22 protein-coding genes, 1 tRNA gene and 1 pseudogene are annotated in these 19,906 nt (G+C 59.3%); 22 read left to right on the forward strand and 2 right to left on the reverse strand.

Annotated features, from left to right (window positions below):
• Positions 1-349: pseudogene (locus AC4PS7_RS25705) on the forward strand (hypothetical protein); the annotation flags it as partial.
• 246 nt (positions 350-595) lie between these two features.
• Here the strand turns inward: AC4PS7_RS25705 and AC4PS7_RS25710 are convergent.
• Positions 596-680 (reverse strand) — tRNA-Leu (locus tag AC4PS7_RS25710).
• Positions 681-788: 108 nt separating this feature from the next.
• Here AC4PS7_RS25710 and queA point away from each other — a divergent pair.
• From queA to AC4PS7_RS25740, 6 genes are all read left to right on the forward strand, one after another.
• Positions 789-1,832 (forward strand): tRNA preQ1(34) S-adenosylmethionine ribosyltransferase-isomerase QueA, encoded by a 1,044-nt coding sequence (queA, locus tag AC4PS7_RS25715; RefSeq protein ID WP_010207886.1) that lies wholly within the window; start codon positions 789-791, stop codon positions 1,830-1,832.
• Between the two features lie 11 nt (positions 1,833-1,843).
• Positions 1,844-2,959 (forward strand): tRNA guanosine(34) transglycosylase Tgt, encoded by a 1,116-nt coding sequence (gene tgt, locus AC4PS7_RS25720; RefSeq protein ID WP_003175976.1) that lies wholly within the window; start codon positions 1,844-1,846, stop codon positions 2,957-2,959.
• A 43-nt stretch (positions 2,960-3,002) separates the two neighbouring features.
• Positions 3,003-3,341 (forward strand): preprotein translocase subunit YajC, encoded by a 339-nt coding sequence (gene yajC / locus AC4PS7_RS25725; protein WP_003175975.1) that lies wholly within the window; start codon positions 3,003-3,005, stop codon positions 3,339-3,341.
• Positions 3,342-3,403: 62 nt separating this feature from the next.
• Positions 3,404-5,272: a protein translocase subunit SecD gene (gene secD / locus AC4PS7_RS25730; protein WP_010207890.1), complete on the forward strand. Its 1,869-nt coding sequence runs from the start codon at positions 3,404-3,406 to the stop codon at positions 5,270-5,272.
• 9 nt (positions 5,273-5,281) lie between these two features.
• Complete coding sequence (secF, locus tag AC4PS7_RS25735) at positions 5,282-6,196, forward strand: protein translocase subunit SecF (protein ID WP_010207892.1); 915 nt, start codon at positions 5,282-5,284, stop codon at positions 6,194-6,196.
• Between the two features lie 123 nt (positions 6,197-6,319).
• Positions 6,320-6,862, forward strand: coding sequence for a glycine zipper 2TM domain-containing protein (locus AC4PS7_RS25740; protein ID WP_010207894.1), 543 nt, complete (start codon positions 6,320-6,322; stop codon positions 6,860-6,862).
• Positions 6,863-6,920: 58 nt separating this feature from the next.
• Here AC4PS7_RS25740 and suhB read toward each other — a convergent pair whose 3' ends face one another.
• The gene (gene suhB, locus AC4PS7_RS25745; RefSeq protein ID WP_003175971.1) at positions 6,921-7,736 is read right to left on the reverse strand and encodes a type III secretion system regulator SuhB; all 816 of its coding nucleotides are present in this window, start codon (positions 7,734-7,736) and stop codon (positions 6,921-6,923) included.
• Positions 7,737-7,881: 145 nt separating this feature from the next.
• Between suhB and trmJ the strand changes: the two genes are divergently transcribed.
• From trmJ to ispG, 15 genes are all read left to right on the forward strand, one after another.
• Positions 7,882-8,652: a tRNA (cytosine(32)/uridine(32)-2'-O)-methyltransferase TrmJ gene (gene trmJ / locus AC4PS7_RS25750; RefSeq protein ID WP_010207895.1), complete on the forward strand. Its 771-nt coding sequence runs from the start codon at positions 7,882-7,884 to the stop codon at positions 8,650-8,652.
• A 2-nt stretch (positions 8,653-8,654) separates the two neighbouring features.
• Positions 8,655-9,437, forward strand: coding sequence for a serine O-acetyltransferase (gene cysE / locus AC4PS7_RS25755; protein ID WP_124364300.1), 783 nt, complete (start codon positions 8,655-8,657; stop codon positions 9,435-9,437).
• Positions 9,438-9,728: 291 nt separating this feature from the next.
• Positions 9,729-10,220, forward strand: a complete 492-nt coding sequence (gene iscR / locus AC4PS7_RS25760) for a Fe-S cluster assembly transcriptional regulator IscR (RefSeq protein WP_003194020.1) — start codon at positions 9,729-9,731, stop codon at positions 10,218-10,220.
• 50 nt (positions 10,221-10,270) lie between these two features.
• Positions 10,271-11,485 (forward strand): IscS subfamily cysteine desulfurase, encoded by a 1,215-nt coding sequence (locus AC4PS7_RS25765; protein ID WP_010207898.1) that lies wholly within the window; start codon positions 10,271-10,273, stop codon positions 11,483-11,485.
• A gap of 99 nt (positions 11,486-11,584) precedes the next feature.
• Positions 11,585-11,971, forward strand: a complete 387-nt coding sequence (iscU, locus tag AC4PS7_RS25770; protein WP_010207899.1) for a Fe-S cluster assembly scaffold IscU — start codon at positions 11,585-11,587, stop codon at positions 11,969-11,971.
• A 28-nt stretch (positions 11,972-11,999) separates the two neighbouring features.
• The gene (gene iscA, locus AC4PS7_RS25775) at positions 12,000-12,323 is read left to right on the forward strand and encodes an iron-sulfur cluster assembly protein IscA (protein WP_003175963.1); all 324 of its coding nucleotides are present in this window, start codon (positions 12,000-12,002) and stop codon (positions 12,321-12,323) included.
• Between the two features lie 8 nt (positions 12,324-12,331).
• A complete protein-coding gene (gene hscB, locus AC4PS7_RS25780; protein ID WP_047542910.1) occupies positions 12,332-12,853 on the forward strand; it encodes a co-chaperone HscB in 522 nt (173 codons plus the stop codon).
• Between the two features lie 53 nt (positions 12,854-12,906).
• Complete coding sequence (gene hscA, locus AC4PS7_RS25785; RefSeq protein ID WP_010207902.1) at positions 12,907-14,769, forward strand: Fe-S protein assembly chaperone HscA; 1,863 nt, start codon at positions 12,907-12,909, stop codon at positions 14,767-14,769.
• A gap of 3 nt (positions 14,770-14,772) precedes the next feature.
• Complete coding sequence (fdx, locus tag AC4PS7_RS25790; RefSeq protein WP_010207904.1) at positions 14,773-15,114, forward strand: ISC system 2Fe-2S type ferredoxin; 342 nt, start codon at positions 14,773-14,775, stop codon at positions 15,112-15,114.
• Between the two features lie 14 nt (positions 15,115-15,128).
• Entirely contained in the window at positions 15,129-15,329 is a 201-nt protein-coding gene (iscX, locus tag AC4PS7_RS25795; protein ID WP_016977667.1) for a Fe-S cluster assembly protein IscX, read from the forward strand.
• Positions 15,330-15,421: 92 nt separating this feature from the next.
• Entirely contained in the window at positions 15,422-15,847 is a 426-nt protein-coding gene (gene ndk / locus AC4PS7_RS25800) for a nucleoside-diphosphate kinase (RefSeq protein ID WP_003175956.1), read from the forward strand.
• A 29-nt stretch (positions 15,848-15,876) separates the two neighbouring features.
• The gene (gene rlmN, locus AC4PS7_RS25805) at positions 15,877-17,025 is read left to right on the forward strand and encodes a dual-specificity RNA methyltransferase RlmN (RefSeq protein ID WP_492179818.1); all 1,149 of its coding nucleotides are present in this window, start codon (positions 15,877-15,879) and stop codon (positions 17,023-17,025) included.
• Positions 17,026-17,037: 12 nt separating this feature from the next.
• Complete coding sequence (gene pilW / locus AC4PS7_RS25810; RefSeq protein WP_010207908.1) at positions 17,038-17,796, forward strand: type IV pilus biogenesis/stability protein PilW; 759 nt, start codon at positions 17,038-17,040, stop codon at positions 17,794-17,796.
• The gene (locus AC4PS7_RS25815) at positions 17,796-18,779 is read left to right on the forward strand and encodes a RodZ domain-containing protein (protein ID WP_021492277.1); all 984 of its coding nucleotides are present in this window, start codon (positions 17,796-17,798) and stop codon (positions 18,777-18,779) included. The genes pilW and AC4PS7_RS25815 overlap by 1 nt, the downstream gene beginning before the upstream one ends.
• A 2-nt stretch (positions 18,780-18,781) precedes the next feature.
• On the forward strand, positions 18,782-19,891 hold the full coding sequence (gene ispG, locus AC4PS7_RS25820; protein WP_003175952.1) for a flavodoxin-dependent (E)-4-hydroxy-3-methylbut-2-enyl-diphosphate synthase: 1,110 nt from the start codon (positions 18,782-18,784) through the stop codon (positions 19,889-19,891).
• Positions 19,892-19,906: the final 15 nt, after the last annotated feature.

Here is a 19,906-nt window from a genome sequence, read left to right on the forward strand (position 1 = left end):
CGTCAAGATTAAATTCCAGAACCCCTGTTTGCTAACGCAGACAGGGGTTTTGTTTTGGGCGATCGAAAATGACCTGGAAGATCTGGTAGTCATCCGGATTCAGGCCATGCGCGAGAGCCTTGAGCGGCTTGGGCGATTTAAGTCTGATCGTTCGCGCGAACGAATTCTTGGTGGGGTCGACGCTAACGGCGCACTCTACATAGAGAAAGTATCCTTCACCTGGAGCACCCCTCTGTGCCAACGTTTCATCGGTGTGAACCCCGCGCTGGGTCAGCACCGTTTCGCGCTGCGCGTCGATCGGCGCCCGAAACTGCGCACCTTTCTGACACGCCCGCTGCGCCAGTGCTGAGCGCGGTTTGGACATTCTGGTAGTGGCCTCGAATGCATTTGGCCGCTGAGCGCTCTCCAGTGCCTGTCAGAGGCTTGTGAGCGCGCGATGAGTGGTAGGGCGAATTGTGCTGGTCAGGCGTGTCGCAGGCGCGCCTGGAGGAGGTGCTTGAAGCACTGAGTCGCTCTCAAAAGAATGACTGTGCGAGTCATGCACTTTTCTATGGGCGAAAAAAAAGACCTTGAATTTCAAGGTCTTTTTTTAAGATGGTGCCCCGAGGGAGACTCGAACTCCCACTCCTTTCGAAAACGGATTTTGAATCCGCCGCGTCTACCAATTCCGCCATCAGGGCTCAATGGCGGCGAAGTATAGAGATGAGATTACCGTTGGTCAATCACGTTTCATGGTCAATTTTCACTATTTCCGCTAAACTTCCCGGCCCTGCTAGACGAACCCCATCATGCGCGTTGCTGACTTTACTTTTGAACTCCCTGATTCGCTGATCGCTCGCCATCCTTTGGCGGAGCGTCGCGCCAGTCGACTGCTGACCCTGGACGGGGTGAGTGGTGCCCTCGCACACCGTCAATTCACTGATTTGCTTGAGCATTTGCGCCCTGGCGATCTGATGGTATTCAACAATACCCGGGTGATTCCGGCGCGGCTTTTTGGCCAGAAAGCGTCCGGCGGCAAGCTGGAAATTCTGGTGGAGCGGGTACTGGACAGTCATCGCGTACTGGCCCATGTGCGCTCCAGCAAGTCGCCGAAACCGGGTTCCTCCATCCTGATCGATGGCGGTGGCGAAGCCGAGATGGTGGCGCGCCACGACGCGTTGTTCGAGCTCAGGTTTGCCGAAGAAGTATTGCCGCTGCTGGAGCGCGTCGGCCATATGCCGTTGCCTCCTTATATAGATCGTCCCGACGAAGATTCGGACCGCGAGCGCTATCAGACGGTGTACTCCCAACGCCTCGGCGCCGTTGCCGCACCGACCGCGGGCCTGCATTTCGATCAGCCGCTGCTGGATGCGATTGCTGCCAAAGGCGTCGAGACCGCCTATGTGACCCTGCACGTGGGGGCCGGCACGTTTCAGCCGGTGCGTGTGGATAACATCGAAGACCACCATATGCACAGCGAGTGGTTGGAAGTCAGCCAGGACGTCGTGGACGCTGTTGCGGCGTGCAAGGCGCGTGGCGGGCGAGTCGTGGCGGTGGGGACCACCAGCGTCCGCTCGTTGGAAAGTGCGGCCCGTGATGGCGTACTCAAGCCGTTCAGTGGCGACACCGATATCTTTATCTACCCAGGCCGGCCATTCCATGTGGTCGATTGCCTGGTGACTAACTTCCATTTGCCGGAATCCACACTGTTGATGCTGGTGTCGGCATTTGCCGGTTACCCGGAAACCATGGCCGCTTATCAAGCCGCCATCGCCAACGAGTACCGTTTTTTCAGCTACGGTGATGCGATGTTTATCACCCGTAATCCGGCGCCACGCGGCCCAGAGGAATAACTATGAGTCGTATGTCGTTTGAATTATTGGCCACCGACGGCAAGGCCCGTCGCGGTCGCCTGACCTTCCCGCGCGGCACCGTCGAGACCCCGGCGTTCATGCCCGTGGGCACTTACGGCACCGTCAAGGGCATGCTGCCGCGTGACATCGTCGCCACCGGTGCCGAGATCATCCTCGGCAACACCTTCCACCTGTGGCTGCGCCCAGGCACGGAAGTGATCAAGAAGCACGGTGATCTGCATGACTTCATGAAATGGCAAGGCCCTATCCTGACTGACTCAGGCGGTTTCCAGGTGTTCAGCCTGGGCGCCATGCGCAAGATCAAGGAAGAGGGCGTGACCTTCGCCTCGCCGGTGGACGGTTCCAAAGTGTTCATGGGCCCGGAAGAGTCGATGCAGGTGCAGCGTGACCTGGGCTCCGACATCGTGATGATCTTTGACGAGTGCACACCGTACCCGGCTGACGAAGACGTCGCGCGAATTTCCATGGAGTTGTCCCTGCGTTGGGCCCAGCGCTCGAAGAATGCCCACGGTGACAACACCGCTGCGCTGTTCGGTATCGTTCAGGGCGGCATGCATGAAAGCCTGCGCAAACGCTCGCTGGAAGGCTTGGACAAGATCGGTTTTGACGGCCTGGCCATCGGCGGTTTGTCGGTGGGCGAGCCCAAACATGAAATGATCAAGGTGCTGGATTACCTACCGGGCCTGATGCCTGCTGACAAACCTCGTTACCTTATGGGCGTTGGCAAACCCGAAGATCTCGTAGAGGGTGTGCGCCGCGGTGTGGACATGTTCGATTGCGTGATGCCAACCCGTAATGCCCGCAATGGGCATCTGTTCATCGATACAGGCGTGCTGAAGATCCGTAACGCGTTTCATCGCCATGATGATTCGCCGCTGGATCCCACCTGTGATTGCTATACCTGCCAGAACTTCTCCCGTGCTTATCTGCACCATCTGGACAAGTGTGGGGAAATGCTGGGTAGCATGTTGAATACCATCCACAATTTGCGTCACTACCAAGTCCTGATGGCTGGTTTGCGCGAGGCTATTCAACAGGGTACATTGGCCGCCTTCGTCGATGCCTTCTATGCCAAGCGCGGGCTCCCTGTGCCGCCCTTGGACTGAGTTTTCCGACCCTAAGATTCACTATTTGCAACTGGAGTGCTAAATGAGCTTTTTTATCTCTAACGCCATGGCGGATGCCGCTGCGCCTGCTGCTGCCGGCCCTATGGGTGGTGGTTTCGAGTGGATTTTCCTGGTCGGTTTCCTGGTCATCTTCTACCTGATGATCTGGCGTCCACAGGCCAAGCGCGCCAAAGAGCAGAAGAACCTGCTGGGCAGCCTGCAGAAAGGTGACGAAGTTGTGACCACCGGCGGCATCGCTGGCAAGATCACCAAGGTTTCCGATGCTTTCGTGGTTCTGGAAGTGTCCGACACCGTAGAAATGAAGTTCCAGAAGGGCGCCATCGCCGCCACGCTGCCTAAAGGCACGCTCAAAGCGATCTAAGTAACAACCTTTACCAATCGACGGGGCGCGCAAGGCGCCCCGCGTTATAAGCGGGCGGCGTGATGCTGAACAAATACCCTCTGTGGAAATACGTACTGATCCTGGCGGTGCTGGCGATCGGTTTTATTTATTCCGCTCCCAATCTCTATCCTGATGACCCGGCGATCCAGATCTCTGGCGCCAGCACTACGCTGCAGGTCAATCAGGCTGATCTGGAACGCGCGAGCAAAGCGCTCAACGACGCGGGCATCCAGGTTAAAGCGGCAACATTGGCAGCTGGTGCGAAGGGCGGCTTGTTACGCCTGACCAAGCAAGAAGACCAATTGCCGGCCAAAGACGTCGTGCGCAAGGTCATGGGTGACGACTACGTTGTCGCACTCAACCTGGCACAGACCACGCCGCAATGGTTGCGCAGCATTGGCGCGCACCCGATGAAGCTGGGTCTGGACTTGTCCGGTGGTGTGCACTTCCTGCTGGAAGTCGACATGGACAAGGCTCTCGATGCACGTCTTAAAGTCTACGAAGGCGACGTGAAGAGCCTGCTGCGTAAAGAGCGCCTACGTTATCGCAGCCTGCCGCAGCTCAATGGTGCCATCCAGCTGGGCTTCTCTGACGAAGCGTCCCGCGAACAGGCCCGTGCGCTGATCCGCAAAAACTTCAACGATTTCGATATCGTACCGGCCGACTTGAATGGTCAGGCTGTGCTGCGTCTGGCGATGAGCCCGGCCAAGATCGCGGAAATCCGCGAATACTCGATCAAGCAGAACCTGACCACGGTGCGTAACCGCGTCAACGAGCTGGGTGTGGCCGAGCCTATCGTGCAGCGCCAGGGCGCCAACCGCATCGTGGTTGAGCTGCCGGGTGTGCAGGACACCGCTGAAGCCAAGCGTATCCTGGGCAAGACCGCCAACCTGGAGTTCCGCCTGGCGGCTGAACCGGGTGCTACCCGCGCCACCGCCGAAGAGTTCGAATTCCGCGAAGGCAACCGTCCTCCAGCGTTGATCGAGCGTGGCTTGATCATCACCGGTGACCAGGTGACGGATGCCAAGGCTGGTTTTGGTGAGCACGGCACCCCTGAAGTGAACATCCGCCTGGATGGTCATGGTGGTGAACTGATGAGCCGCGCCACGCGCAGCAACGTCGGTCGCAGCATGGCGGTGATCTTCATCGAGCAACGCCCGATCACCACCTACACCAAGCAGATGGTCAACGGCGTCGAGAAAGACGTACCGGTTCAGACCTTCAAGGAAGAGAAGAAAATCATCAGCCTGGCGACCATTCAGTCGCCACTGGGTGCGCAATTCCGTATCACTGGCCTGAATGGCCAGGGCGAGTCCTCGGAACTGGCGCTGCTGCTGCGTGCCGGTGGCCTGGCGGCACCGATGTACTTCGCTGAAGAACGTACCATCGGCCCGAGCCTGGGTGCCGACAACATTACCAAGGGCGTCGATGCGGCGCTGTGGGGCATGTTGTTCGTGTCGCTGTTCATCATCGCCATCTACCGCTTCTTCGGCGTCATCGCCACCGTGGCCCTGGCGGGCAACATGGTGATGCTGCTGGCCTTGATGTCGCTGCTGGGCGCTACACTGACCCTGCCAGGTATCGCCGGTATCGTACTCACCATGGGTATGGCGGTTGACGCCAACGTACTGATCTTCTCGCGGATTCGTGAAGAGATCGCGGCGGGCATGACCGTGCAGCGTGCAATCAACGAAGGCTTCGGCCGGGCATTTACCGCGATTCTCGACTCCAACCTGACCACTCTGTTGGTCGGCGGGATTCTCTTTGCCATGGGTACCGGCCCGGTCAAAGGTTTTGCGGTGACCATGTCCCTCGGTATCTTTACCTCGATGTTCACGGCCATCATGGTGACCCGCGCAATGGTCAACCTGATCTTTGGCGGGCGTGACTTCAAGAAGTTGTGGATTTAAGGGGCTGCCATGTTACGTACAATCAACTTCATGGGCGTTCGCAACGTTGCGTTCGGCGTCACCGTGCTCCTTACCGTTCTGGCGTTGTTCAGCTGGTTCCATAAGGGCCTGAACTACGGTCTGGACTTCACCGGCGGTACGCTCATCGAGCTGACCTACGAGAAGCCGGCCGACGTCACCCTGGTGCGCAGCGAGCTGGTCAAGGCCGGCTATCACGAAGCCATCGTGCAGAGCTTTGGTGCAACTACCGACCTGCTGGTGCGTATGCCGGGCGAAGACCCGCAACTGGGTCACCAGGTAGCCGAGGCCTTGCAAAAGGTCGGCGGTGACAACCCTGCGTCGGTCAAGCGCGTCGAGTTCGTAGGCCCGCAGGTCGGTGAAGAGCTGCGCGACCAGGGCGGCCTCGGCATGCTGATGGCGCTGGTCGGCATCATGATCTACCTGGCGTTCCGCTTTCAGTGGAAGTTTGGTGTCGGCGCCATTGTGTCGCTGATCCACGACGTGATCGTGACCGTAGGCATCCTGGCGTACTTCCAGATTACCTTCGACCTGACGGTGTTGGCGGCGGTGCTGGCGATCATTGGTTACTCCCTCAACGACACCATCGTGGTATTCGACCGGGTTCGTGAGAACTTCCGTGTGCTGCGCAAGGCGACGTTGATAGAGAACATCAACATTTCGACCACCCAGACCCTGCTGCGGACCATGGCGACGTCGATCTCCACCTTGCTGGCGATCGCTGCGCTGATGATCTTCGGCGGCGACAACCTGTGGGGCTTCTCCCTGGCGCTGTTCATCGGCGTTCTGGCGGGCACCTACTCGTCGATCTACATCGCCAACGTGGTGCTGATCTGGCTGAACCTCAACAGCGAAGACCTTATCCCTCCGGCCAGCACTGGCAAGGAGGTCGACGACCGCCCTTGATGGGCGCTTGTTGATCGCTGTGACAAGAAAGGCGCGAGAATTGAACTCGCGCCTTTTTTTTTGCTCCAAGGCTGGGTATAGCGCGGACGTTTCGGTCCGCTTGTGATGGTCAGGAGGTTCAACGTGAACAAGTCGTTGCTGGTTGGTGCGGTATTGGGTGCTGTCGGTGTAACTGCCGGGGGTGCTGTTGCCACCTACAGCCTGGTAAAAAGCGGCCCTGAGTATGCGCAAGTGCTGGCGGTGCAGCCGGTTAAAACCCAGATAAAGACTCCCCGTGAAGTCTGCAAGGACGTCACCGTGACCCGGCAGCGTCCGGTGCAGGATCAACATCAAATCGCCGGTACCGTTGTAGGCGCCCTGGCGGGTGGCTTGCTGGGTAACCAGATCGGTGGTGGTAATGGTAAGAAGCTGGCCACCGTGGCCGGTGCGGTCGGTGGTGGCTACGCCGGTAACAAGGTTCAAGAGGGTATGCAGAACCGCGATACCTACACCACTACGCAAACCCGTTGTAACACCGTCAATGACATCAGCGACAAGGTTGTTGGGTACGACGTGCGTTACAACCTGGACGGTAAGGAAGGTTCCGTGCGTATGGAGCGCGACCCTGGCAGCCAGATTCCAGTCGACAAAGAAGGTCGTCTGATCCTGGGTCAGAACCAGCAATAACCGGTTCTGCAGGCATAAAAAAAGCACCCCGAGGGGTGCTTTTTTTGTGCTCGCCCGCTTATCGCTTCAGCGAGGCCGGCAGGTGCGGCTGGATCGCCGTCAGGACTGCCTTGAAGCATTTGGTGTTGCCGGCAACCACGTGGCCTTTCTCAAGGAAGTCGTGACCGCCGGTGAAGTCGCTCACCAGGCCGCCTGCTTCCTGGATCAGCAGGGCGCCTGCAGCCATGTCCCACTCGGACAGGCCCGACTCCCAGAAGGCATCAAAGCGACCGGCGGCAACGTAAGCCAGGTCCAGGCTTGCTGCGCCAGCGCGGCGGATGCCGGCGGTCTGGCCAACCAGGGCGCGGAACATGCCCAGGTAGTTTTCCAGGTTGTCCATCTGGTCATCACGGAACGGGAAGCCAGTACCCAGCAGGGCGCCGTCCAGGCTGGTGCGGCCACTTACGCGCAGGCGACGACCATTGAGCTGTGCGCCACGGCCACGGCTGGCGGTGAATTCTTCCTGGCGGACTGGGTCGAGAACAACGGCGTGTTCCAGGCGACCACGGTATTTGCACGCGATGCTCACGGCAAAGTGCGGGATGCCGCGCAGGAAGTTGGTGGTGCCATCCAGTGGGTCGATGATCCACAGGTAGTCTTCGCCTTCGCCGCTGCCTTTGTGCAGGCCGGTTTCTTCGCCGAGGATGCCGTGGGTAGGGTAGGCCTTGCGCAGAGCGTCGATGATTTTCTGTTCGGCGGCGCGATCCACCTCGGATACATAATCCTTGGCGTCTTTTTCGTCGACCTTGATGGTATCCAGGCGCTCGATGGAGCGGAAGATCAATTCACTGGCGCTGCGGGCGGCGCGCAGCGCGATATTCAGCATGGGCTGCATGGATGTGTCACCTAAGGTTGTTAAAGAAAGCCGGGCATTCTAGCAGAAACTTTCTTCAGGTGAAGGACGACGTTAGCTTTCATGGCATAACCTTAGGCTGTTCTGTAAGATTTGCTCCCCTTTCCCGTGTCCGAGAGCGCCTCCCTTGCTGCAAAACATTCGTGTCGTCTTGGTCAATACCAGTCATCCCGGCAACATCGGCGGGGTGGCGCGAGCCATGAAAAACATGGGGCTGACGCGCCTGGTGCTGGTCGAACCGCGCGTGTTCCCGCACCACGAGGCCGATGCCCGTGCGTCCGGCGCCAATGACCTCCTCGAAAAGGCCCAGGTCGTCGCCACCTTGGAGGACGCCTTGGTCGGCTGCAATCTGGTGCTCGGCACCAGCGCCCGCGACCGTCGCATCCCCTGGCCGCTGCTCGATCCGCGTGAATGCGGAACCAAAGTGGTCGAGGAGGCCGCGGGCGGCGCTGAAATCGCCTTGGTCTTTGGCCGTGAAGATTCCGGCCTGACCAATGAAGAGCTGCAGCGATGTCATTACCACGTGCACATCCCATCAGACCCTGAGTTCAGTTCGTTGAACCTCGGGGCCGCGGTGCAGGTGTTGACTTACGAAGTGCGCATGGCCTGGCTGGCCGCTGCTGGTCAGCCGAGCAAGGTAGAGAAGGAAGAGGTTGCGTCGACCAAAAGTGGCGAGTTGGCCACCATGGATGAGTTGGAGCGGTTCTATGAGCACCTGGAGCAAACCCTGGTGGCCATCGAATTCCTCGATCCGGAAAAGCCACGGCACTTGATGGCGCGCCTGCGTCGCCTTTACGGACGCAGCTCGGTCAGCCGGGCGGAAATGAATATATTGCGTGGCATCCTCACGGAGACCCAGAAAGCGGCCCGTGGCGAGCTTCTTAAGCGGAAGGATTAAAAATGTTCGAGCGTTTGCGAGAAGATATCCAGAGTGTTTTCCACCGTGACCCGGCGGCGCGCAACGCCTTTGAAGTGCTGACGTGCTACCCGGGCATGCACGCCATCTGGATTCACCGGCTGTCCGGTGCCTTGTGGGGCATGGGTTGGAAATGGCTGGCTCGGTTGGTGTCGAACTTTGGTCGGTGGCTGACCGGGATCGAGATTCATCCGGGGGCCAAGGTAGGGCGCCGCTTCTTCATTGATCATGGCATGGGCATCGTGATTGGCGAGACCGCTGAAATCGGCGATGACGTGACCCTCTACCAGGGCGTGACGCTTGGTGGTACCACCTGGAACAAAGGCAAGCGCCACCCAACCTTGGGTGATGGCGTGGTGGTAGGGGCGGGCGCGAAGGTGCTTGGCCCGTTCACCGTCGGCGCGGGCGCCAAGGTCGGCTCCAATGCCGTGGTGACCAAGGCGGTGCCGCCTGGCGCAACTGTGGTGGGTATTCCTGGCCGAATCATCGTCAAGCCGGAAGTCGGCGATGAGCAGGAAGCCAAGCGCAAGGCCATGGCCGAGAAGATCGGCTTCGATGCCTACGGCGTCAGCGAAGACATGCCCGACCCTGTGGCACGCGCCATTGGCCAATTGCTCGACCATCTGCAGGCGGTGGATGGCAAGTTGGACGGCATGTGCGGCGCGCTGAAGGAGCTGGGCAGCAGCTACTGTGCGAAAGATCTGCCTGAGTTGCGCGAAGAAGACTTCGCCGAAATCAAGAGCGAAACTGCCACCAAGGCTGGCTGAGGTCTGAGGATCACCCGAGATTCCCTGTGGGAGGGGGCTTGCCCCCGATAGCGGTCTGTCAGCCATGGATTTATTGGCTGACCTGCTGTCATCGGGGGGCAAGCCCCCTCCCACATTTTGCTCTCGATTTCTGCCTGGCCCTGTTCCTGCTGTTCGTGCTCACCCCATCCTGCTATGATTCGCGCGCCCTTTTTACGGGTAATCCTGACTAAAGTACTAGGTCTTATAGTTGACTTAAATACTCGGGAATCGCATACTTGCTCCCATTCTGAAACACCTTGGTACTTGTCCATGAGACTGACTACAAAAGGCCGATACGCGGTGACTGCCATGCTCGACCTGGCTTTGCACGCGCAAACTGGGCCGGTGTCCCTGGCCGATATCTCTGAGCGCCAAGGCATTTCCCTGTCCTACCTCGAACAGCTGTTCGCCAAATTGCGCCGTAGCAACCTGGTTTCCAGTGTGCGCGGGCCAGGCGGTGGTTACCAGTTGTCCCGCGACATGCAGGGTATCCAGGTCGCTCAGGTGATCGACGCGGTCAACGAATCCGTCGACGCCACCAAATGCCAGGGCCTGGGTGATTGCCACGCCGGCGACACCTGCCTGACACACCACCTGTGGTGTGACTTGAGCCTGCAGATCCATGAGTTTTTGAGTGGTATCAGCTTGGCTGATCTTGTGACTCGCCGTGAGGTGCAAGAAGTAGCCCAGCGTCAGGACCAGCGCCGTTGCAATACCAAGGCGCCGCGTCTGGACAAGATCGAAGCGTCCGCCGTCGAGTAACAGCCGCAGAGCTAACGGCACGCCAGCCAGCCTGATTTAGGAGAAAGTCCATGAAATTGCCGATTTACCTTGATTACTCAGCGACCACCCCGGTTGATCCGCGTGTCGCGCAAAAGATGAGCGAATGCCTGCTGGTTGACGGAAACTTCGGCAACCCAGCCTCCCGTTCCCACGTATTCGGCTGGAAAGCCGAGGAAGCGGTCGAGAACGCGCGTCGCCAAGTCGCTGATCTGGTCAATGCCGATCCGCGTGAAATCGTCTGGACCTCCGGTGCCACCGAGTCCGACAACCTGGCTATCAAGGGCGCGGCGCATTTCTACGCGACCAAAGGCAAACACCTGATCACCACCAAGATTGAGCACAAGGCTGTCCTCGACACCATGCGCCAACTGGAGCGTGAAGGTTTCGAGGTCACCTACCTCGAGCCAACCACCGACGGTATCGTCACCCCGGCCATGATCGAAGCCGCGCTGCGTGAAGACACCATCCTGGTTTCCGTGATCCACGTGAACAACGAAATCGGCACCATCAACGACATCGCGGCCATCGGCGAGCTGACTCGCTCGAAGGGTATCCTGCTGCACGTCGACGCTGCTCAGTCCACCGGCAAGGTCGATATCGACCTGTCGAAACTGAAGGTCGACCTGATGTCGTTCTCTGCCCACAAGACCTACGGCCCTAAAGGCATCGGCGCCCTGTACGTGAGCCGCAAGCCACGCGTGCGCATCGAAGCCACCATGCACGGCGGTGGTCACGAGCGCGGCATGCGTTCGGGCACCCTGGCGACCCACCAGATCGTCGGCATGGGCGAAGCCTTCCGTGTAGCCAAGGAAGACATGGCTGCCGAAAACGTGCGCATCAAGGCCCTGAGTGATCGCTTCTACAAGCAGGTCGAGAACCTTGAAGAGCTGTACATCAACGGCAGCATGACCGCCCGTGTACCGCACAACCTGAATTTGAGCTTCAACTACGTCGAAGGCGAGTCGCTGATCATGGCGCTCAAGGACCTGGCGGTTTCGTCCGGCTCGGCCTGCACCTCGGCGTCCCTTGAGCCTTCGTATGTGCTGCGCGCCCTGGGCCGCAACGACGAATTGGCACACAGCTCGATCCGCTTTACGTTCGGCCGCTTCACCACCGAAGAACAAGTCGACTACGCCGCGCAGAAAGTCTGCGAAGCCGTCAACAAGCTGCGCGTTCTGTCGCCGCTGTGGGACATGTACAAAGACGGCGTCGATATTTCCAAGATCGAGTGGGCGGCACACTAACTATAGAAGCCGCCACCCCAGCTCTGTAGGAACGTGGCGGAAAACGCAGGCGTTTCTACAGGGTTCCAGAGCGGCCCTGATGAGTGAGGATTCAGTACCATGGCTTACAGCGAAAAGGTCATCGACCACTACGAAAACCCGCGTAACGTCGGCAAGATGGACGCGGAAGACCCAGATGTCGGCACCGGCATGGTTGGCGCTCCGGCGTGCGGCGATGTGATGCGCCTGCAGATCAAGGTCAACGACAACGGCGTTATCGAAGATGCCAAGTTCAAGACCTACGGCTGCGGTTCCGCTATCGCCTCCAGCTCCCTGGCGACCGAATGGATGAAAGGCAAGACCCTGGATGAGGCTGTCACCATCAGCAACACCCAGCTGGCCGAAGAGCTGGCCCTGCCGCCAGTGAAAATCCACTGCTCGGTACTCGCTGAAGACGCCATCAAGGCGGCCGTTCGCGACTACAAGCAGAAGAAAGGCTTGATCTAAGCATTTGGCGACGAGTAAGGAGTCAACGATGGCTATCAGCATGACAGAAGCGGCTGCACAGCACATTCGCCGCTCCCTGAATGGGCGCGGTAAAGGTGAGGGGATTCGTCTGGGTGTTCGCACCACAGGCTGTTCCGGCCTTGCCTACGTGCTGGAGTTTGTCGACGAGGTGGTTGCGGAAGACCAGGTGTTCGAAAGTCACGGCGAGAAAGTGATCATCGACCCTAAGAGCCTGACCTACCTGGACGGCACCGAGCTCGATTTCGTCAAGGAAGGGTTGAACGAAGGCTTCAAGTTCAACAACCCCAACGTGCGCGGTGAATGTGGCTGCGGCGAAAGCTTCAACATCTGAGGCTATTCGTGGGTACTCCTTGTCATTTCGCTTTATTCGAGCTGCAGCCGAGCTTTCGGCTGGACCTTGAGCAGCTTGCCACGCGTTACCGAGAACTGGCGCGTGGCGTGCATCCAGACCGCTTCGCTGACGCTTCCGAGCGTGAGCAACGCCGGGCGCTGGAGCAATCGGCCAGCCTCAACGAAGCCTATCAGACCCTCAAAAGTCCCCCGAAGCGCGCGCGTTACCTGCTCGCGATGAACGGTGGCGAGCTGCCCCTTGAAGTCACGGTGCACGACCCGGATTTCCTGATGCAGCAGATGCAGTGGCGCGAAGAGCTTGAAGAGTTGCAGGACGAAGCTGATCTTGCGGGCGTCGCTGTCTTCAAGCGTCGCCTGAAAACGGCCCAGGATGAGCTCAACGAAAGCTTCGCAGCCTGTTGGGATGATGCAGCGCAGCGTGAACAGGCCGAACGCCTGATGCGGCGCATGCAGTTCCTCGACAAGCTCACCTACGAAGTGCGCCAGCTAGAAGAGCGCCTCGACGATTAACCCAGTGTGCTGCCCGTGATGCACGCCTGATAGACAGATAAGACCTGATTACCATGGCCCTACTGCAAATCGCCGAACCCGGCCAAAGCCCTCAACCGCACCAGCGTCGCCTGGCGGTCGGGATTGATCTGGGCACCACCAATTCCCTGGTTGCTGCCTTGCGCAGCGGCCTGTCCGAGCCGTTGCCCGATGCCGATGGCCAGGTCATCCTGCCGTCTGCCGTGCGTTATCACGCCGATCGCACCGAAGTCGGTGAGTCGGCCAAGTTGGCGGCGTCTACCGATCCGTTGAACACCGTGCTGTCGGTCAAGCGCTTGATGGGTCGTGGTTTGTCCGACGTCAAGCAATTGGGCGACCAACTGCCGTACCGCTTCGTCGGCGGTGAGTCCCATATGCCGTTCATCGACACCGTCCAGGGCCCGAAAAGCCCGGTGGAAGTGTCGGCCGATATCCTCAAGGTGCTGCGCCAGCGCGCGGAAAAAACCCTGGGCGGCGAACTGGTGGGTGCAGTCATCACCGTTCCGGCTTATTTCGATGACGCTCAGCGCCAGGCCACCAAGGACGCGGCGAAACTCGCCGGCCTGAATGTGCTGCGCCTGCTCAACGAGCCCACTGCGGCGGCCGTGGCTTATGGCCTCGATCAGCACGCAGAAGGCCTGGTCGCTATTTACGACCTGGGCGGCGGTACCTTTGATATTTCGATCCTGCGCCTGACCGGCGGTGTCTTTGAAGTGCTCGCGACCGGTGGCGACAGCGCCCTGGGTGGCGATGACTTCGATCACGCCATCGCGGGCTGGATCATCAGCAGCGCCGGTTTGTCCGCCGACCTGGACCCGGGCGAGCAGCGCAACCTGCTGCAAACCGCCTGCGCCGCCAAAGAGGCGCTGACAGATGCTGCAACTGTTGAAGTGTCCTACGGCACCTGGTCAGCTCAGCTGACCCGTGAAGCCTTCGATGCGTTGATCGAACCGATGGTCGCCCGCAGCCTGAAAGCCTGCCGCCGTGCCGTGCGTGATTCTGGTATCGAGCTGGAAGACGTCGGTGCCGTGGTCATGGTCGGTGGTTCCACTCGCGTGCCACGCGTGCGTGAGGCTGTCGCCGAAGCCTTTGGCCGCCAGCCACTGACTGAAATCGACCCGGACCAGGTGGTTGCCATCGGCGCCGCGATCCAGGCCGATACCCTGGCCGGTAACAAGCGTGATGGTGGCGAATTACTGCTACTCGACGTGATTCCGCTGTCCCTGGGCCTGGAAACCATGGGCGGCCTGATGGAGAAGGTGATTCCACGCAACACCACCATCCCCGTCGCCCGCGCCCAGGATTTCACCACGTATAAAGATGGCCAGACCGCCATGATGATTCATGTGCTGCAAGGCGAGCGTGAGCTGATCAGCGATTGCCGCTCCCTGGCGCGCTTCGAATTGCGCGGCATTCCGGCGATGGTGGCGGGTGCGGCGAAGATTCGTGTGACGTACCAGGTGGATGCCGATGGCCTGCTCAGCGTGGCCGCCCGTGAATTGGCGTCCGGCGTAGAAGCCAGCATCCAGGTCAAGCCGTCGTACGGGCTGACCGACGGCGAAATCGCCAAGATGCTCAAGGACTCGTTCCAGTATGCCAGTGACGACAAGGTCGCCCGCGTGTTGCGTGAGCAGCAAGTGGATGCCCAGCGCCTGCTCGAAGCGGTGCAGGGCGCCTTGGATGCTGACGGCGAGCGCCTGCTGGACGCCGAAGAGCGCATGGTCATCGACCTGCAGATGCAGGAACTGGCCGAACTGATGAAAGGCAATGATGGCTATGCCATCGAGCAACAGACCAAGCGCTTGTCGCAGGTGACTGATGCCTTTGCCGCCCGCCGCATGGATCAGACGGTGAAAGCCGCACTGGCCGGGCGCAACCTGAATGAAATCGAGGAATAATCAATGCCGCAGGTCATTTTTCTGCCACACGCCGAGCACTGCCCGGACGGTATGGTCGTGGAGGCTGAGACCGGCAAGTCCATCCTCGAAGTTGCCCATGACAACCATATCGAGATCGAAAGCGCCTGCGGCGGTGTGTGCGCTTGCACCACGTGCCACTGCGTGATTCGTGAGGGCTTCAACTCGCTCAACGAAGCCGATGAGCTGGAAGAAGACTATCTTGATAGAGCCTGGGGCCTGGAAGCGACTTCGCGCCTGACCTGCCAGGCTATCGTCGGGACTGAAGACATCACCGTCGAAATTCCGAAGTATTCCCTCAACCATGCTGCCGAAGCGCCGCATTGATTCAAGGAAGTGTCATGAGTCTTAAATGGGTTGATGTACAAGAGATCGCTATCCTGTTGGCCGATGCCAACCCCGATCTGGATCCGTACTCCCTGAACTTTGTAGCTTTGCGTGACATGGTCATGGCACTGCCGGGGTTCGAAGATGAGCGTGATCGCGGCGGTGAGAAGGTTCTGGAAGCTATCCAGACTGCCTGGAAAGAAGAACAGGACTGACGCCTCCCTTTACGCAGTTAGGCAATACCCAATAACCCGCGTATAATTCGCGGGTTTAATTTTTCGTAAATTACCGTTTCTGGAGTTACACCATGGCTGTTCAACGTACTTTCTCCATCATCAAGCCTGACGCTGTTGCAAAAAACGTCATCGGCGAGATCACCACTCGTTTCGAAAAAGCCGGCCTGAAGGTTGTAGCTTCGAAACTCAAGCAACTGTCCAAGGCTGAAGCTGAAGGCTTCTACGCTGAGCACAGCGCTCGTGGCTTCTTCGGCGACCTGGTTGCCTTCATGATCTCCGGTCCTGTTGTTGTTCAGGTTCTGGAAGGTGAAAACGCTATCGCTCTGAACCGTGAGCTGATGGGCGCTACCAACCCTAAAGAAGCTGCTGCCGGCACCATCCGTGCTGACTTCGCTGAGTCCATCGACGCCAACGCTGTACACGGTTCGGACTCCGAAGCCGCTGCTGCTCGCGAAATCTCGTACTTCTTCGCAGCTACTGAAGTAACCGCTCGCTAAGCATCGGCTTAAAGAGTGAGGGTGAATCCATGACGACATCGACTGTAAAAACCAACCTGCTGGGGCTGACCCAGCCGGAAATGGAGAAATTCTTCGACTCAATCGGGGAGAAGCGTTTCCGTGCCGGTCAGGTAATGAAATGGATTCACCACTTTGGCGTCGACGATTTCGACGCCATGACGAACGTCAGCAAGGCCCTGCGCGACAAGCTCAAGGCCATTGCTGAGGTCCGTGGCCCCGAAGTGGTCAGCGAGGACATCTCCAGCGACGGCACCCGCAAATGGGTGGTGCGCGTGGCGTCCGGCAGCTGCGTCGAGACCGTGTACATTCCCCAGGGCAAGCGCGGTACCTTGTGCGTTTCGTCCCAGGCAGGCTGTGCCCTGGACTGCAGTTTCTGCTCCACCGGCAAGCAAGGCTTCAATAGCAACCTCACCGCCGCTGAAGTGATCGGCCAGGTGTGGATTGCCAACAAATCCTTTGGCAGCGTCCCGGCGACCGTCGACCGTGCCATCACCAACGTGGTGATGATGGGCATGGGTGAGCCGCTGCTGAACTTCGACAACGTCATTTCGGCCATGCACCTGATGATGGACGACCTGGGCTACGGCATTTCCAAGCGCCGCGTGACCCTGTCGACCTCCGGCGTGGTACCGATGATCGATGAGCTGGCCAAGCATATCGACGTCTCCCTGGCGTTGTCGCTGCACGCACCCAATGACGCATTGCGTAACCAATTGGTGCCAATCAACAAGAAGTATCCGCTTAAGATGCTGCTCGAATCTTGCCAGCGTTACATGGCGACCTTGGGCGAAAAACGTGTGTTGACCATTGAGTACACCTTGCTCAAGGACATCAACGACAAGGTCGAGCACGCGGTCGAGATGATCGAGTTGCTCAAGGACACGCCGTGCAAGATCAACCTGATCCCGTTTAACCCGTTTCCACATTCTGGCTACGAGCGGCCGAGCAACAACGCCATCCGCCGTTTCCAGGATCAACTGCACCAGGCTGGCTACAACGTGACCGTGCGCACCACCCGTGGTGAAGACATCGACGCCGCCTGTGGCCAATTGGTAGGGCAGGTGATGGACCGTACCCGCCGCAGCGAACGTTATATCGCCGGGCGCGAAGTGAGCGCCGCCGACGATTTACGGCTGATCGCTGTGAATCGAATCTGAGAGAGGACCTCTATGCCATTGCGCCTTGCGCTGCTTTTGCTTGTTACCGGTCTCGCGGCCGGTTGTGTTTCATCGGGTCATGAGAGCCCTTTGCAAACCGGTAAAGGCCGTGAGGAGGCGCGGGTTGCCTATGTGCAGCTGGGCTTGGGTTACCTGCAACAAGGCATGAGCGAGCACGCCAAGGTGCCGTTGAAGAAAGCGCTTGAGCTGGACAGCGACGATCCCGATGCCAATGGCGCACTGGCCCTGGTGTTCCAGGCCCAGGCCGAGCCGGAACTGGCCGAACAGTATTTCCATAAGGCCCTGGCTGCCCGTCCTGCCGACCCACGGCTGCTGAACAATTACGGCAGCTTCCTGTTCGAGCAGACACGTTATGACCAGGCCGCCCTTTATTTCCAGCAAGCCAGCACTGATACCCTCTATCCTGAGCGTTCGAGGGTGTTCGAGAACCTTGGGGTTACCTCGATGCGCCTCGGCCAGCGTGACAGCGCTCGCCAGCACCTGGAAAAAGCCCTGCATTTGAACGGTCGCCAGCCTCGGGCATTGCTTGAAATGGCTGAGTTGTCCTACGAAGACAGGCATTATGTGCCGGCACGTGACTATTACGAGCGCTTTAGCCTGCTCAGCGGGCAAAATGCACGTAGTCTATTGCTCGGCGTGCGCTTGGCGACGGTTCATGAAGAACGCGACACGGCCGCACGTTTTGGCCAGCAACTCGAACGACTCTATCCCGGTACGCCGGAATATCAGCAATACCTGTCGGAGCAATGATGAAAGCGGCGCACCCGGAAGTTGTAGCAGCTAATCGCGTAAACCCAGGCGACACCTTGCGTCAGGCCCGTGAAAGCAATGGTTGGTCGCTGGCGGAAGTGGCCCTCAAGCTCAATCTGACCACGACGTCCCTGGGCAATCTGGAAGCTGGCGCGTTCGATAAGCTGCCTGGGCACACCTTTGCCCGTGGCTATATCCGCGCCTATGCCAAATTGCTGGGTATCGACCAGGCCATACTGGTCCAGGAATTCGACCAGTTCACCGGCACCGACTCCCAGGGCAGCAACGTGCACGGCCTGGGTCGCATCGAAGAGCCTGTACGGGTTTCCCACACGATTTTGCGTATTGTCAGCCTGTTGCTGCTGATCGCGGTCATCGGTGGCGGTTTCGTCTGGTGGCAAGACCAGGCCTCCCAACGTACCAAGGACCTGACCAGCAACGCCATGGAGCACGTCGAAGTCGAAAGCGCCGACGGCACCACTCAGATTCATCCGCTGGACGAGCCGGAAGACCAGGCCGTTGCCGAAGGCCAGGCCTTGCCTGAAGCACCGGTTGCCACCGAGCAGCCAGCAGCACCGGAAACCGCGCCAGCCGCGACCGCTGCCGCACCGACTCCCGCGACGCCGGCTGCTCCGGTTGCCCAGACACCGGCAGCTCCCGTGCAGACGCCAGCGACGCCGGCTCCCGCCGCTCCGGTAGCGCCTGCTATTTCGCCGCCCACCGCACCAGCGTTGATCGCCGGTGATGGTCGTGTACAGATCACCTTCATCGCTGACTGCTGGACGCAGGTCACCGATGGCAATGGCAAAGTGCTGTTTAGCGGTCTGAAGCGTAAGGGAGATACGCTTGACCAGGGCGGCAAGCCTCCTTTGACGCTGCGTCTGGGTTTTGCCCGTGGCGCGCAAGTGGCCTACAACGGCCAGCCTGTGGACGTAGCGCCGTTCACCACCGGCGAAACTGCTCGCCTGAAGTTGGGACAATAGTCATGCACGGCGAATCTCCAATCAAACGTCGCGTATCGCGCAAGATCTGGGTCGGCTCGGTGCCGGTGGGGGGCGATGCCCCCATCGCGGTCCAGAGCATGACCAACAGCGACACCAATGACGTGGCCGCCACCGTTGCCCAGATCAACCGTCTGGAAGCTGCGGGCGTGGACATCGTGCGCGTGTCCGTGCCGGACATGGACGCTGCCGAAGCTTTTGGTCGCATCAAGCAACTGGTCAAGGTGCCGTTGGTTGCCGACATTCACTTCGACTACAAGATCGCGTTGCGTGTGGCCGAACTGGGTGTGGACTGCCTGCGTATCAACCCGGGCAACATCGGTCGTGAAGACCGTGTGCGTGCGGTGGTGGACGCGGCCCGCGACCGTGGCATTCCAATCCGTATCGGCGTCAACGCCGGCTCGCTGGAAAAAGACCTGCAAAAGAAATACGGCGAGCCGACGCCGGCAGCGCTGGTTGAATCGGCGCTGCGCCACGTTGAACACCTTGAACGCCTGAATTTCCAGGACTTCAAGGTCAGCGTAAAGGCCTCCGACGTGTTCATGGCAGTAGAAGCCTACCGCCTGCTGGCCAAGGAAATCGTGCAGCCGTTGCACCTGGGTATCACTGAAGCGGGCGGTTTACGCTCAGGCACAGTGAAATCTGCGGTGGGTCTCGGTATGCTGCTCGCCGAAGGAATTGGCGATACTATCCGCATCTCGCTGGCGGCAGACCCTGTAGAGGAAGTGAAAGTCGGTTACGACATCCTCAAGTCCCTGCGTTTGCGTTCCCGTGGCATCAATTTCATTGCCTGCCCGAGCTGCTCGCGGCAGAACTTCGACGTGGTGAAAACCATGAACGACTTGGAGTTGCGCCTTGAAGACCTGCTGGTGCCGCTGGATGTTGCGGTTATCGGTTGTGTGGTCAACGGGCCGGGCGAAGCCAAAGAAGCCCATGTGGGCCTGACCGGTGGTACGCCGAACCTGATCTACATCGACGGCAAGCCGTCGCAGAAGTTGACGAATGACAATCTGGTGGATGAGCTGGAAAAGCTGATCCGCGAGAAAGCGGCCGAGAAGGTCGCGGCTGACGCAGCGCTGATCGCGCGCGGCTAAGAACGAATTTAAGGA

The sequence above is a fragment of the Pseudomonas sp. DW-iso3 genome, assembly GCF_058725305.1.

Excerpts from the sequence above, each read along its gene's own strand:
- cysE (WP_124364300.1), top strand. The coding sequence starts at position 8,655 with ATGTTCGAGCGTTTGCGAGAAGATATCCAGAGTGTTTTCCACCGTGAC.
- iscA (WP_003175963.1), top strand. The coding sequence starts at position 12,000 with ATGGCTATCAGCATGACAGAAGCGGCTGCACAGCACATTCGCCGCTCC.
- iscX (WP_016977667.1), top strand. The coding sequence starts at position 15,129 with ATGAGTCTTAAATGGGTTGATGTACAAGAGATCGCTATCCTGTTGGCC.
- secD (WP_010207890.1), top strand. The coding sequence starts at position 3,404 with ATGCTGAACAAATACCCTCTGTGGAAATACGTACTGATCCTGGCGGTG.
- ispG (WP_003175952.1), top strand. The coding sequence starts at position 18,782 with ATGCACGGCGAATCTCCAATCAAACGTCGCGTATCGCGCAAGATCTGG.
- iscR (WP_003194020.1), top strand. The coding sequence starts at position 9,729 with ATGAGACTGACTACAAAAGGCCGATACGCGGTGACTGCCATGCTCGAC.
- ndk (WP_003175956.1), top strand. The coding sequence starts at position 15,422 with ATGGCTGTTCAACGTACTTTCTCCATCATCAAGCCTGACGCTGTTGCA.
- yajC (WP_003175975.1), top strand. The coding sequence starts at position 3,003 with ATGAGCTTTTTTATCTCTAACGCCATGGCGGATGCCGCTGCGCCTGCT.
- pilW (WP_010207908.1), top strand. The coding sequence starts at position 17,038 with ATGCCATTGCGCCTTGCGCTGCTTTTGCTTGTTACCGGTCTCGCGGCC.
- iscU (WP_010207899.1), top strand. The coding sequence starts at position 11,585 with ATGGCTTACAGCGAAAAGGTCATCGACCACTACGAAAACCCGCGTAAC.
- rlmN (WP_492179818.1), top strand. The coding sequence starts at position 15,877 with ATGACGACATCGACTGTAAAAACCAACCTGCTGGGGCTGACCCAGCCG.
- AC4PS7_RS25765 (WP_010207898.1), top strand. The coding sequence starts at position 10,271 with ATGAAATTGCCGATTTACCTTGATTACTCAGCGACCACCCCGGTTGAT.
- tgt (WP_003175976.1), top strand. The coding sequence starts at position 1,844 with ATGTCGTTTGAATTATTGGCCACCGACGGCAAGGCCCGTCGCGGTCGC.
- secF (WP_010207892.1), top strand. The coding sequence starts at position 5,282 with ATGTTACGTACAATCAACTTCATGGGCGTTCGCAACGTTGCGTTCGGC.
- hscA (WP_010207902.1), top strand. The coding sequence starts at position 12,907 with ATGGCCCTACTGCAAATCGCCGAACCCGGCCAAAGCCCTCAACCGCAC.
- suhB (WP_003175971.1), bottom strand. The coding sequence starts at position 7,736 with ATGCAGCCCATGCTGAATATCGCGCTGCGCGCCGCCCGCAGCGCCAGT.
- fdx (WP_010207904.1), top strand. The coding sequence starts at position 14,773 with ATGCCGCAGGTCATTTTTCTGCCACACGCCGAGCACTGCCCGGACGGT.
- queA (WP_010207886.1), top strand. The coding sequence starts at position 789 with ATGCGCGTTGCTGACTTTACTTTTGAACTCCCTGATTCGCTGATCGCT.
- AC4PS7_RS25815 (WP_021492277.1), top strand. The coding sequence starts at position 17,796 with ATGAAAGCGGCGCACCCGGAAGTTGTAGCAGCTAATCGCGTAAACCCA.